The organism is Myroides sp. C4067 (assembly GCF_038039665.1).
Lineage (GTDB): Bacteria > Bacteroidota > Bacteroidia > Flavobacteriales > Flavobacteriaceae > Flavobacterium > Flavobacterium odoratimimum.
In genome coordinates this window covers 1-14,266 of the sequence record NZ_JBBPHJ010000018.1, presented here as the reverse complement: position 1 = coordinate 14,266, position 14,266 = coordinate 1, and the positions used below count along the sequence as shown (strand labels likewise).

The window sequence follows — 14,266 nt, the reverse complement described above, 5'->3', positions numbered from 1 at the left end:
TTATGATTACGGTACTAGTAACTTGTGTAGGTTCAGGTGTAGGTCAATCTGTGATTGATTCGTTAAACCTAAAGAGAGAATGTAAGATAATCGGATGTGATGGTAATCCTAATGTTTATGCTCATAGCTACTGTGATGAGTTTATCATTGTGCCAGGTTTATATTCAGAAGGTTATACGCAACATATCTTACAGTTGTGTATTGAGAATAAAGTAGATATTTTAGTTCCTGGTCACGATCATGAGCTAGTGTTGTTTGCTAAAGAGTATGACTTGTTTAAATCTGCAGGTATTGAAGTTGTTGTTTCAGAGCCAAAAGTAATCGCTATTAGTCGTGATAAACAAGATTGGTATAACTTTTTTGCTCCATTAGGATGTAAAATAGTGCCTACAGTTTCTGTTACTGAGTTTTTAGCAAATCCAGATGAGAGTATTTTACCTGCTATTGTAAAACCATGTGGAGGTTCTGCTTCTCAGGGAATTTCGATTATAAATGATTTATCTGAGTTAGAAGGATTGAACGGAGACGATATTATTCAGCCTTACTTGTTCCCTGAAGAGACTGATAAGAATTACAAACAGATTACAGATGCTGTAAGGAAAGGAAAGTTCTTACAGATGTCAGAGATTTCGATTCAGTTGATTTTTAATAAACAATCTAAGTTCTCTGGAATTTTTATTTCTAAGAATTCTTTAAAAAATGGTGTTCCTGTATATGTAGATCCGATTAATCCGGATGATTTTGCCTATACAGACGAAATTATGAAATTCGTGCCTATCTTAGAAGAGCATGGAGTGAAAGGACCTGTGAATATTCAAGGTAGGGTAACTCCAAAAGGGTTGTTTTTCTTCGAAATGAATATGCGTTTTACAGGTATAACAGGTAATCGCGCTTTATTAGGATTTAATGAGGTTGATTATTTAGTTCGCGATTTCTTAGGAATGAAATGTGAATTAGATAACTATGCATATAATAAAGTAGGAGTTAGACAGGTAGCATGTACCACTATTCCAAGACAAGGGATTAGACAAGAGAAAGAAACAATTACTATTCTAGGAGGAGGAAGTAATATTGGGCAAATGTTTGTGTTAAATTCTCATGAGTTGTATAAACGAGTTAATCTAGTTGTCAGAGAAAGTTCTTTATCTAAGTATAGACTTTTGTTTGGCAATATTAGTAATGTGCGTTTAATCGTTCAGGATGATATTAATTTAGAACAAGTACTTTGTCAAACAGATGTGCTGATAAACTTTGTTAGTGCATTAGCTTATGAAGAAGATAAATTAAAATACGATGCTGTATTATTCTTGCAGAAAATGACTGTAAAAATAGCGAAAGCACGTATTAATAAAGTGATTAATATATCTTCTCAATCTGTTTATCCTCAGTATGTCAATGAGAGTAAAACAGAAGGTTATCCAATAGCGTATAATAATAGTTATGCTTTTCAAAAAGTAATCATTGAGAATCTGTTTAGTTCTATTAAAGAATTTTCTCCGTTATCAAATATAGTTTCTCTTCGTTTACCACGAGTTATTATTCCTAGCATTGTTGGTCAGGCAGGCTTCTTTGGGAAGATGATTCAAGATTATTTAGAAGGTAAAACTGTAAAAATAGAGTATCCTGAGAATAATACAAATCTAATTCACGTAGATGATGTATTAAATGCATTGTACTTTGTGATAGGTAAAATGGATGAGCAACAGTTTCCTCAGGCAGTTAATTTGAGTGGTAAAGACATCAATTTAAGAGAGTATATTAGTTTGGTAAAGGAAAATGTGGTAGGAACAGGAGAGTTTATTTTAAATGATAGTAAAGAGATAAAAGCTTCTTCATTAGTGAATGGTAATCTAATTAAAGATTTAGGTTGGTCTGCTAAATATACTATTGTGGATATCATTAAACAATTAAAGTAATGTATAGAGGGTTTGTTAAAAGGTTATTAGACTTTTGTATTGCTCTAATTGCTTTTTTGGTTTTTAGTCCATTGTTTATTGTATTAGTTATATTTTTAGCTGTAGCTAATCAAGGGGCAGGGGTATTTTTCTTTCAAGAAAGGCCAGGTATTCATCGCAAGGTATTTAAGGTAATTAAATTCAAAACGATGAATGATAAGAAAAATAGTGAAGGTAAGTTACTTCCAGATGTGCAACGTATTACAAAAGTAGGTAAATTCGTTAGAGCAACTTCTTTAGATGAATTACCACAATTGATTAATGTTATTAAAGGAGATATGGCTTTAGTAGGGCCAAGACCTTTATTAGTGAAATACTTACCCTTGTATAATGAATCTCAAGATAGAAGGCATGAGGTTAGACCAGGTATTACAGGGTGGGCACAGGTAAATGGAAGAAATTCTATTTCGTGGACAGCAAAGTTTGAATTAGATGTATATTATGTAGATCATTTAAGTATGATGTTAGATATTAAAATTCTTTTACTTACAGTAAAAAAAGTATTTATGAGAAGTGGAGTGAATGCAGGTGATAATACAACGATGGAACCTTTTAGAGGAAATAATTAGAATAAAAAAAGAGGGAACAATTGTTCCCTCTTTTTTTATTTACTTTTTAGTTTGTTAAACATTTCTAGTAATTGTTCTGTAAAAATTCTAGAAGTGTTTTTTTCTACTCTATTTACGGTAATCCAAGTTTCATATCCTCCTTTTTTATGTTGTTCAGGGGTAGGTAAGTATCCCCAATGACCATTAGCTAAGCCTATAGTGAATGAATTTTTAAAAGGGTTTCTTTGTTTTAATTCTAATCCTGTTTCCACAAAAACTTCAAAAGGAATAGTGCTAATGGCTAAATCGCCTAAGCGTATTGCTTGTAATGGGACTACAAAAGGTTTAGAATAATTTTTTTTATAATAACCTACTCTAGTAGAGAAATATTTTTCTTCAGGATGGAATACTGTAGATGTAGATTTATTAGCTGCTATACTTTTTATATTGGAGTCTAGTTGAGTATCCATTTTTCTTGGATATACTGTTATATCTTGATAGTCTATTTCAATAGGTATCCATGATTTAAATTCGAGTTGTTTATACTCTTTGCTAATATCTTCTGCTATATCTTGTGCTACGCTTTCCATTTTCTGATAGTATGGATATGAAGGTAAGACTTTACTGTAATCATGGTTATTGATATCCCCTGATGTACCGTTAGACATAATACCTACAAAATTAGGGTTGAGTGTGTTGTTATTTAATAATTTATTAATAGCAATATCAAAAGCCCCATAATAATCAGCAGACAATTCGTTAGGTTTTATACCTCCAATATAATGTAAAGAGTAATTTGCTAGAATTGCTAATGGCGTATCATCTGTTTTTTGAATCGCTATAAAGTTTATTTGTGGATCTGTCGGGCCTGCGGGTTTTATTAATTGACTTCTTAGAGCATTACCAGGGTTCATTTTTACAGAATCTACTCCACCTAAAGGGTTTACATTAAGTTCCTTGGTATACCATCTTCGGTTAAAAACATGTTCAGGTTTATTAATTTTTCCCCAAGCTATTTTTCCAGGTTGTAAGTTTTCAGTAGCAGTGATTATGCTCTCAGTAAGTTTACTAATTAAAAAATTTTGGTAATCAGTAAGTTTGTCATTGTTAAAGTTTTCAGCAGAAACATTAGCTATGATACCAGAATGTGTATGTGTGGAAGCAATAACTATATTTTCAATAGGGAAGTCAGTTAATTTGTGTATTTGCTTTTTTGCTTCATTAATTACAAACTGAGCAATGCCTTGAGAGTCAACTATTATGAAAGCGATTTTATTTGATTGGTTATCTAATATAATTGTTTTTGCATATAGAGAATCGTGTACTGTTTTATTTTGCAGGAGGTCTTTATTTGTTGGGGTAATATTGGTTTTTGTAACTCCTGCAAATAGCACTTTTTCTTTTGCAAAACTAGTACTTAATGATACTAAATAGATTGCAAAAATAACCAAGAGGTTTGTTCTTTTTTTCTTCATTGCTTTTGTTTTATAACCACACTTTTTTAGGTCTTAAGTCTCTTTTATTGAAGTATATTTCAACTCCTTTGTTTTGACAATATTCTTTTGCGGTATAGTTTTTCTTTTTGTATTCAGGGCCTAAAAAACGAATATCTATTTTAAAAGAACGTATAATGTCTTCTAAATCTTGTTCGGATTGATAAGGAATAATTTCATCTACATATTTACAAGCTTTTAAAGAGATATATCTTTCTATCAAAGTGTAGTCTTTAGAAAGGGGTAATTCAGTTTCTATTTTAGGATTAGTATTAAGCCCAACGATGAGATAATCACATTGCTTTTTGGCTTCCTCTAACATTTGAATATATCCTGAGTGTAAAAATTTAAAGGCTAAAAATGTTATTCCTACTTTCATATTGTTGTTTTGATGTATGAATAGCAAAATTAGCTTTTAAATTTAATAATAAGGATTGTTTCTCGCACAAAAACAAGGATAGTGCTTACTCAAAATAATGATATAGTCACCCATTAATTATAATTCGTTATTTACTTAAGAGTATCTTTGTTCAGTATAAGGAAATAAGTTATTGCTTTGTAATTAATGTATAATTTAGGAAACTGGAGAATGAATAGGTAATATACTATTAGTGTCTTATAATAGTAGTTATTATTTATAAAAAAACTTCTAATGTAATTACATAAAACTTGTTACCTTTAACCGTTCAAAACAGAATAAAAAACTACAACATAATGAAATCAAAAATTTGGTTATCTTCACCTCATATGGGAGGACAAGAGCTGAAATATATACATGAGGCTTTTGATACGAACTGGGTTGCTCCATTAGGACCTAATGTAAACGGATTCGAAGAAGACTTAGAATCTTTCTTAGGAGAAGGAGTGCAGGTAGCGGCTTTAAGCGCTGGTACAGCAGCTCTACACATGGGATTAATTAACCTTGGAGTAGAGGCAGGAGACGAAGTAATCTGTCAAACGATGACGTTCTCTGCATCGGCTAACCCAATCGCATATTTAGGTGCAAAACCAGTATTTGTGGATAGTGAGGCAGATACTTGGAATATGTGTCCGGTAGCGCTAGAAGAAGCAATAAAGGCACGTACAATAGCAACAGGTAAAAAACCAAAGGCAATCGTTCCAGTACATTTATACGGAATGCCTGCTAAAATGGATGAGATTATGGCTGTGGCTAAGAAATATGAAGTACCTGTACTAGAAGATGCTGCAGAAGGACTAGGAAGTACATATAAGGGGCGTCAGTGTGGTACATTCGGTGAGTTAGCAGCATTGAGCTTCAACGGAAATAAGATTATCACCACTTCGGGTGGAGGAGCTCTGGTATCTCAAACTAAAGAGCACAAAGAACACACTGTGTTCTTATCTACGCAAGCACGTGATAATGCACCTCACTATCAACATTCACATATCGGGTATAACTACCGTATGAGTAATATCGTAGCGGGGATTGGACGTGGACAGATGGAGGTATTAAATGACCGCATCGCAGCTCGTCGTGCGAATAATAAGTTCTACCAAGAGTTGTTTAAAGATATTGCGGGAGTTACTGTATTTGTAGAGCCTACGGCTGATTTCTTCTCTAACCATTGGTTGAGCTGTATCACGATCGATGAGGCTGTAGCAGGTAAGAATAGAGAGCAATTGCGTTTGGAGTTATTAGAAGAGAATATTGAGACTCGTCCATTGTGGAAACCTATGCATATGCAACCTATCTTTGAGAATGCGCCATATTATGGAGGTCAAGTAGCAGAGCATTTATTTGATTGTGGGTTGTGTTTACCTTCTGGAAGTAATCTAACAGAGGAAGAAAGAGAGCGTATCGCTGTGGCAGTGAAAGCGTTTTTTAAATAGGTGATTTTGTGAAGTCACAGTTTTGTTTTTTTGTGATTTTGAAAGTTGCAGAAGAATAAAACTGAAAGTATATAGAAAAGCTGTTGTCTTTAGACAATAGCTTTTTTTGTAAAAGTCGCCTTTGGCTAGGAAGTTGTTTGCTTCGTTTAGTAGGAGTTGGTTGAGTGAAGTGATAAACCACCTCGCTCTGTGGGTAGCCTTCTCTAGTGGAGAATGTGTTGTGTACTGAATAGACTTGACATGCATACCTCATGCTGTAAGTAGAAAATTCTTAATCTCTTATTTTTCTAAGGGGGTTTCTTGTTCCACTTTATTAGGGCATACTTTCTGTGTAGTTGTTTTACTCAAAAAAACAAGATATTCACCCATTGTGATGGACATTACAAGGGATAAATGATTATATTTACAAAATCAAAATTACTCCAAAAGCAAGAAACACCTCTATATAGGTGTTTTTGTTGTTGCTATAGTTTAGGAAAAGATATAGGAATTGGAGGGAATAAAATTGTTTATTGTTGTTAAGGAAAAAGATAGATGAGCGAATTATTTAAAACGCAAGAAATTACATATAGCAGAGGGGAGGCTATCAAAGTATACAAGGACAAAGATATTGCTTCGGCTTATGTAGCACAGCGTATAGCTAAAATTATAAAAGAAAAACAAAATAAGGGAGACCGTGCGATTATAGGATTGGCAACAGGATCTACTCCAAAAGGGGTGTATAAAGAGTTAATACGCCTTCACAAAGATGAGGGACTAAGCTTTAAAAATGTGACTACCTTTAACCTGGATGAGTATTATCCAATCTTGCCAATAGATGATCAGAGTTATGTGTCGTTTATGAAGCATAACCTATTTAATCATATCGATATTGATCCAAAGCATGTACATATCCCTGATGGGACTTTATCTCTAGAGGGAATACAGGCATACTGTGATTTATATGAAAAGAAGATTGTAGACTTTGGAGGACTTGACTTGCAATTATTAGGTATTGGTCGTACAGGTCATATTGGATTTAATGAACCTGGTGCTATACTAGAGTCTAGAACACGTCTGGTAACCCTGAATGATATTACGCGTGAGGATGCAAAGGACGACTTTGGAGGGAAGGATAAAGTACCTACACAGGCCATCACAATGGGGGTACAAACCATCACTCAGGCTAAGGAGGTAATCTTAATGGCGTTAAGCCAACGCAAGGCAGAGATTATAAAAAAAGCATTAGAAGGAGAAATCTCGGCTGATATACCTGCTACTTTCTTACAAAGATTGTCTAATGTAGAGTATATATTGGATAATGAAGCGGCATCGCTTTTATCTAGAACTGAGTAGGTGATATTAGAGAATGGGAGTATCTTTTGAGGAATTAAAAATTAGGAATTGTTGTCTTGCAAGTATAGGGTATATTTATCACGGATTATAAATCTGCGATAACAAAGATTATAGAGAAGCTGTTGTCTTAAGACAATGGCTTTTTTCATTTTATTAAGCGATAGTGCGTATTTAGAACAACTTAAGAGAAAAAAGGCTATATGTAATTTAATGCCAAGGCACACATTGTTAATTCCTCACTCTTAATTGGAAGTTCCCAGTTTTCTCAAAATAGGTGTTGACTCAAAAAAAAGATAGTTTCGACATTTTGATATTGTTAAAAAAGATAAAAAGACTATCTTTGATGGTTAAAGAAAAAGATAAACTGTAAAAATAAATGAAAATATTAGTTACTGGAGGATTGGGATTTATAGGATCTCATACCGTAGTAGAATTACAGCAAAAAGGATATGAGGTAGTTATCGTAGATGATTTGTCTAATTCTTCTATCGAGGTACTAGATGGTATCGAGGGGATTACTAAAGTACGCCCTTTGTTTGTGGAGTTGGATCTAAGAGATGGAGCTGGAGTAAGTAAACTTTTTGCAGATTATAAGGATATTACAGAAGTGATTCACTTTGCAGCTTCAAAGGCTGTGGGGGAGAGTGTAGAAAAGCCTTTAATGTATTATGAGAATAATATCGTTCCTCTACTGAATCTATTAAAAGAATTAGATAAGAAAGAGAAGAGTCATTTTATCTTTAGTTCTTCATGTACAGTCTATGGACAAGCGGCTGTAATGCCAATTACAGAACAGGCTCCAGTACAAAAGGCGTTATCTCCTTATGGAAATACTAAGCAAATCGGGGAGGATATTATCACAGATGTGACTCGTGTAAGTAATATAAGCGCAGTATTATTGCGTTATTTTAATCCGATTGGGGCGCATGCTTCAACTTTGATTGGTGAACTTCCTAATGGAGTTCCTCAGAATTTGATTCCGTTTATTACACAAACCGCTATTGGGTTGCGTCAGGAGTTGTCTGTATTTGGAGATGATTATGATACGCCTGATGGTACTTGTATACGAGACTATATCCATGTGGTGGACTTGGCCAAAGCGCACGTGGCAGCACTAGATAGATTGATAAAAGAAGAGAATGTAGATAAGGTAGAGGTATTTAATGTAGGGACTGGGAAAGGATCTTCTGTAATGGAAATTATTCAGGCTTTTGAAAAAGTATCAGGAGTTAAGCTTCCCTACAAGATTGTAGCTAGAAGAGATGGTGATATTACCCAGGCTTATGCTTCTACTACCAAAGCAAATGAAGTGCTAGGATGGAAGACAGAGTTGTCATTAGAAGAGGCGCTAGAGAGCGCTTGGAAATGGGAACAGAAGGTGCGTAATCGTTAGTCAGTTTGCCTGGATGTAATTCGCGTGAAGTATAAAACTTAACTTTAACAAAATAGAATAATATTAATACAGCAATAGAGAAGTAAAAACAATTTATAACAATTCGTCCTTTTACTATCGCTTATAAAAACTCTATTGCTTTTTTTATAAGAGCCCACCTTTTGGTGGGTTTTCTTTTTTAATCCCTTTTTGTGTGTCTACTTACTAGTTCGCGTGGAGTTTAGGTGTAAATCTTTGCTAGCGATTTTTTGTAATATATAAATTGTTTTGGTTAAAAATAAGAATGTTTTATATGTGTTTTTTGTCGCGTACTTAGGTCCGTGATAATAAAAAATAAGCTTTTACGGTTTTCCGTAAAGAATGAATGTTTTCTATTGTTACTTTTGTCAGCAGTAAGGTACAAGAGGAGCTATCCTTATTACTCACTCTTATTTATATTTTCCCAAAAAATAAATAACCTTTTACCTTACCCTAATAAAAAACCTTTCTTTTATAAGAGAGGTTTTTATTTAAGTATAGAAAACCACCGCCTTTGGCGGTGGTGATGTTTTATAGGCTTGTACTATAAAACATTTAAACAGTGAGTAAATATAGAAAATTAACGCATGTATATTACAAATGTGATTATCACATAGTTTTTACACCCAAGTATCGCTTCCAAATTTTGGAAGGAATGGTAAAAAGTTTGATAGAATATGATATTCAATTGATTAGTAGTTGGAAAGGTGTTCAAATACAAGAAATGAATATTCAGAAAGATCATATTCATTTAGTATGTTCGATTCCCCCCAAAGTATCTATCAGTGAATTTATGGGAATTCTTAAAGGTAAACTAGCTATAAAACTCTTCAAAACATATCCAACATTAAAACAGAAGCCATATTGGGGTAATCATTTTTGGTCTCGTGGATATTTTGTTAGTACAGTAGGATTGGACGAAGATATGATAAAACGATATGTCAAGTATCAAGAACATAACGATAATCAATCGTAATGCCCCTTTGGGGCTAATCTGAAAAACAAAGCCACCATTTTTAATGGTGGTTTTTTACTTTTTATAATATCATTAAGGAAATATCCTTTAATAAATATTTGAATCCCTTTATTAGTTTAGAATAGATATAAATAAAAAGCTTGAATCAGCCTCTTAGATAAGAATAAATTGTTAATTTTAGCCCGTATTAGGTATAGAAAGTATGAAAAAAATAATAGTAACAGGTTTTGCATTGTTGTGTTTAGGGGTTTATGATCATTATGGGCAGACAATCTCTACGCGTAGTGCAGTAAGGTCAACCTATGATCTAGATAAGGCAACTAGAGAAATTAATACATATACAACAAAAGCTGCTCTAAATAAACAAGAGGCTTTTCTGGAGGCTGAGAAAAGAAATCTACCAACAAGTGGGATAAATGCCAGAGGAAATTATTTTGAGCTTAGTGGTATAGATAAAAATGGGATTTTGCTTTATAAGTCTACTCTGAACTATGGTTCTAGATTAACAGCTAGGGTGAATGCTATTCAAAAGGAGGTTGGCGTTAATCAATACTTAGAGGGAGAGGGGATGACTGTGGGGATTATCGACGGACTACCTTTATTAGATACTCATCAAGAGTTTTATACAACAACTTCTAATACAACCTCGAGAGTAACCTTAGGAGAGTCTGTACCTACTCTGACTACATATAATGCTAAAGGGCATCAAAAAAGCCGTTTTCACGCTACTCATGTTGGAGCAACGATGGTTGGGCTAGGATATAATAACAAAGCTCAAGGAATCGCTCCTAAAGCAAAACTAGTGAGTTATTCATGGAATAACGATTATCGCAAGATGGGACAAATGGCCTCTGGTGGGATGTTAGTTAGTAATCATTCTTATGGGTATAACTACTTTGATGATTATGGGTATTTAAATGAGCCTAGTTTAGTGAAGAATTTTGGGGCTTATTCTGAGCACAGTAGAGAATTTGACCGGGTAGCTTATTTATTTGCTTATTATCAGCCTGTCATAGCAGCAGGCAATGATGGGGAGTTTCACTATAATGTCTATGGTGGGAGTCAAAAGGAAAACTGTAATTGTGATTTGTTAAATGATTCTTCTGTATCTAAAAATGCTGTGGTAGTAGCTGCTGTAGAACAGGTCGCTCAGTATACTGGGCCTTCTGATGTAGTGCTGGCTAGCTTTAGTAGTCAAGGGCCTACTAATGACTTTAGGATAAAGCCTGATATCTCGGCTAAAGGGGTAGATGTATTATCAGCTGCTTATCGCAATCCAAGTCCTTTATATGGAGCGGCTGAGACGAGTCTATATGCTTATAGTGATGGTACATCAATGGCTGCTCCTGCTGTTAGTGGAGTGTTTACCCTATGGCAAGAATGGGCTATTTATGCCTCTAGTACTAATATGCCTTTTAAATCAGCTACCTTGCGCGCGCTGATGGCACATACAGCTGATGAGGCAGGTCGTGCTGCGGGGCCTGATCATTTATTTGGTTGGGGAGTGATTAATGCTAAGGCTGGTGTGGATGTCATGCTAGCGGCAAAAGATAAGCGTAGTACCTATATCCTGGAGAATGAACTAAGAGAGCAACAAAAATATACTCACGAAATCCAAGTAGGTGAAAAGACAAGTAAGATGGTGGTAACCTTGGCCTGGACAGATCCGCCTGGTGTTGTAACGTATCAAAACTCAGATGAGAACTATAAAATAAATAATGGTGACCTGGTCAATGATTTAGATGTAGTGGTTAGAAAAGGGAAGGATACTTATTATCCGTGGAAGCTAAATAAGGATTTTAATGACCTTAGAGCGATCCAAGGAGTCAATGATGTAGATAATATTGAAAAGATAGAATTATACGATGTGCAGCCTGGAACCTATGTAATCGAGGTCACTCATAAAGGAAAATTAGATACAGGTAAACAAGAATATTCTCTAATTAGTACTGTAGGGGAGTTTGACGATTTACAAGAAAGTAAAGTAGAGACAAAGCAAGTGGTGAGGTTATGGCCTAATCCTGTGGTGGATCATCTATATGTATCTTTAGATAAGACATACAATGGCAAGGTGGTCGATATGAAGGTGTATGATATAAATGGACGTTTAGTACTAAGTAGTTCTGAGACTGTACAACAAGAAAAAGTGAGTATCAATATGGCAAGTCTTAATTCTAATATCTATGTAGTAGAGGTAAAAGCAGACAACCTCTCTAAGACTGTTCGAATCGCTAAAAGATAAGAAGATAGTAATATATAGTAAAAGCACGAAGGCGAACCTTCGTGCTTTTTTGTTTTTACTTCACTTATCGTAAAAACAAGTATTAGTAGGTCAAAGAAGTATTTCTTTTTGTCAAGTAATGGATGTCTGCCTTTTGGTAATTCTGAATATAAAATCGTATGGAAACTCAACTGGGTTGAGTGTTATCAAAATTACTAAAGGCATGCATTCCATCTTTATTTCAATATTCTAACGCTTTGTAATAGGTAAAGTAAAGAGTATAAGAACAATTATGAAAATTAGTTTTAATGATTAGAATATCATTTGATGTAAATTTAGTGTTTTAAGATATTTTTGTGTTAAAAAATATTTATAATTAAATGTTTTATAGTTAATAGTTTGTGTTTTTGTAATATTGTTTTGTTTATATCTGTTTTGGTAGGAGTATTCTTTTCTTAAGTCGGTATTCTTTAGAGATATTTCAGTTGTTTTTAGTATAAATCGTATAAGAATAGAATAGTTAATGTTTAGTGAATATTTTTTGAAATATTGTGGTATTTGATTTCATTTGTTGTGTACTTTTTATAAATAGAGGATATAGTTTGAATATTGCCTTGCTATCAAGTGGTATTTTGCCTTACTAACAAAATAATAGTTTGAAAGTAAAACAGTTAGCAATATGAAAAAGAAAGTAATTTTAGGGGCTTTTATACTGATGGCCTCTTTCGCTAGTGCTCAGACTAAAGTGAGTAGTACTAGTATCGGTATTAATCTGGGGGGATTAGTATCTCTAGTGTATGATGATGTGTCTACCTTAGGCTTAAAAGATAATCAGTGGAGAAAGATCAGAGAGTATCAGAGTGATTATGAAAGAAGATATAGTGATTGGGCTAGTGCTAAGCATTATAGAGAATATGAACTAGATCGCAAAAGAGAAGAGTTATACAAAGAAATCAGAATACAGATAGGTGATATCTTAACTGTAGAACAACGTGAGAAATGGAATACAGGTGACTACCATTATAAACATTATCACCCTTATGATCACAAGAGAGAGCATCACTACAGAAAAAGTAATAAGTATAAAAATAAACACAATAAAAAGTATAATCACAAGCATAGACACGATGATTGTGATTAGAGATTAAGGAGTCTGCTCTATATGGGGCAGACTCTTTTTTTATGCGCTAAGTAAGGGAAATTAGATATACAGATAACCGTTAAATCTTACGCAGGAGTAAACAAATAGCGATACCTATATAAAAGAGCAACTCTAATTTATAGAAAAAGTATTAGGCCTACAATTCAATAAAAAAGCAGTAGTTTATAGCACTCAAGTATTAGACTCTTCCTTTTTAAAAACAAGGAAAATTAGAGTTATACTAAAAGCTTATTTAAATTAAATACAGAAGTATTAATAAGATATATTAGATTATTCTTAACAATCAGTAAGTAATATAGACTCAAATAAAAATAGGTTTATTTTACTTTTTTTCTCTTTTAGCACTAAGTTATTATGTTATTATTCTTAATATGAGAATGTATGATTATCAAAAAAACATAATCCAAAATGGCTGTTTTTTTTGTGTTAAAAAAAGTATATAATCATGCTAATACGACGAAAAAATAGACCCAGAGTAGTTTTTGACTGTAAAAACAACAAAAAATCTATTGTAGAAAATGTAAAATCCCTACAAAGTGCAATAAATCACCTTGTGTGATTATAGGCAGTATGGCAAAAAGAATATTAGTTTGTGTTTGACAATATGTGATTTTTGTTTTTTAGAAGACTTACCAAACAGAGTTATTTATAATTTTTATAAATAGAGTTAATTTATTAATTAGTATTTATTTTTTGATATTAATTTTGTGTTTGTGTTGTTATTTTGTTTTTTCTGCTAAAAAATATACTTATTGTTAATAATAGTGTATTATTTGTAATTTTACAAAAGTTAGTTATGAAGAAGTAATTCATAAGAAAAAAGTAAAATTATGATTAAGAAAATTATTCCATTAACAGCACTTTTCTTCAGTGGTTATGTTACTGCTCAAGTTGGGGTTGGAACAAAAAAACCTGCAGATGCAACAATGTTAGATGTAACTGCTACTGATAAAGGGGTTTTATTACCTAGGGTAAATTTATTAAGTCAGACAGATAATACTACTGTAAAAGGAAAACTAATAGAAAGTTTGCTTGTTTATAACATAGGGTCGAGTAATTTAAAAGCTGGTTTTTATTATTGGTTTCAAAATAAGTGGACTCCATTATTGTCAGGAGCTACTTTTACAGATACCACTAATAAATCTTTTACAATTAGTGAGGATCAAGAAAGATTAGTTATTACAGATACTGAAAATAATAAAGTTGAACTAGAGATTAAGGATATCGCTAAGAACAGCGTATTTGTTACTAACCTTACAGAGAACAGTGAGTTTGTAACAAAACTTGTAGAGAACAAAGAGTTTATAACAAAAC

At 33.3% G+C, this 14,266-nt stretch carries 10 protein-coding genes and 1 pseudogene; 9 read left to right on the top strand and 2 right to left on the bottom strand.

Annotation, left to right across the window (positions count from 1 at the left end):
* The first annotated feature begins 2 nt into the window (after positions 1–2).
* Together AABL87_RS12765 and AABL87_RS12760 are read left to right on the top strand one after the other, a co-directional pair.
* Positions 3–1,916, top strand: coding sequence for an NAD-dependent epimerase/dehydratase family protein (locus AABL87_RS12765; RefSeq protein WP_341277445.1), 1,914 nt, complete (start codon positions 3–5; stop codon positions 1,914–1,916).
* Complete coding sequence (locus tag AABL87_RS12760; RefSeq protein ID WP_286465232.1) at positions 1,916–2,524, top strand: sugar transferase; 609 nt, start codon at positions 1,916–1,918, stop codon at positions 2,522–2,524. The genes AABL87_RS12765 and AABL87_RS12760 overlap by 1 nt, the downstream gene beginning before the upstream one ends.
* Before the next feature lie 35 nt (positions 2,525–2,559).
* On the opposite strand, the gene AABL87_RS12755 is transcribed toward AABL87_RS12760, so the two are convergent.
* Both AABL87_RS12755 and AABL87_RS12750 read right to left on the bottom strand, forming a co-directional pair.
* On the bottom strand, positions 2,560–3,978 hold the full coding sequence (locus AABL87_RS12755) for a neutral/alkaline non-lysosomal ceramidase N-terminal domain-containing protein (protein WP_286465235.1): 1,419 nt from the start codon (positions 3,976–3,978) through the stop codon (positions 2,560–2,562).
* A 10-nt stretch (positions 3,979–3,988) separates the two neighbouring features.
* Complete coding sequence (locus tag AABL87_RS12750; protein WP_286465238.1) at positions 3,989–4,375, bottom strand: adenylyltransferase/cytidyltransferase family protein; 387 nt, start codon at positions 4,373–4,375, stop codon at positions 3,989–3,991.
* A 335-nt stretch (positions 4,376–4,710) separates the two neighbouring features.
* On the opposite strand from AABL87_RS12750, the gene AABL87_RS12745 reads away from it, so the two are divergent.
* The 7 genes and pseudogenes from AABL87_RS12745 to AABL87_RS12715 all read left to right on the top strand — a co-directional run.
* Positions 4,711–5,847, top strand: a complete 1,137-nt coding sequence (locus tag AABL87_RS12745; protein ID WP_286465239.1) for a DegT/DnrJ/EryC1/StrS family aminotransferase — start codon at positions 4,711–4,713, stop codon at positions 5,845–5,847.
* A 534-nt stretch (positions 5,848–6,381) separates the two neighbouring features.
* Complete coding sequence (gene nagB / locus AABL87_RS12740; RefSeq protein ID WP_286465241.1) at positions 6,382–7,182, top strand: glucosamine-6-phosphate deaminase; 801 nt, start codon at positions 6,382–6,384, stop codon at positions 7,180–7,182.
* A 376-nt stretch (positions 7,183–7,558) separates the two neighbouring features.
* The gene (gene galE, locus AABL87_RS12735) at positions 7,559–8,575 is read left to right on the top strand and encodes a UDP-glucose 4-epimerase GalE (RefSeq protein ID WP_286465243.1); all 1,017 of its coding nucleotides are present in this window, start codon (positions 7,559–7,561) and stop codon (positions 8,573–8,575) included.
* Between the two features lie 580 nt (positions 8,576–9,155).
* Positions 9,156–9,569 carry an IS200/IS605 family transposase gene (gene tnpA, locus AABL87_RS12730; RefSeq protein WP_006261444.1) on the top strand — a complete coding sequence of 138 codons (414 nt, stop codon included), beginning with the start codon at positions 9,156–9,158 and terminating at the stop codon, positions 9,567–9,569.
* A gap of 202 nt (positions 9,570–9,771) precedes the next feature.
* Positions 9,772–11,811, top strand: a complete 2,040-nt coding sequence (locus tag AABL87_RS12725; protein ID WP_341277444.1) for a S8 family serine peptidase — start codon at positions 9,772–9,774, stop codon at positions 11,809–11,811.
* A 658-nt stretch (positions 11,812–12,469) separates the two neighbouring features.
* The gene (locus tag AABL87_RS12720; RefSeq protein ID WP_006258037.1) at positions 12,470–12,931 is read left to right on the top strand and encodes a hypothetical protein; all 462 of its coding nucleotides are present in this window, start codon (positions 12,470–12,472) and stop codon (positions 12,929–12,931) included.
* An 851-nt stretch (positions 12,932–13,782) separates the two neighbouring features.
* Positions 13,783–14,266 (top strand): annotated as a pseudogene (locus tag AABL87_RS12715) (hypothetical protein); the annotation flags it as partial.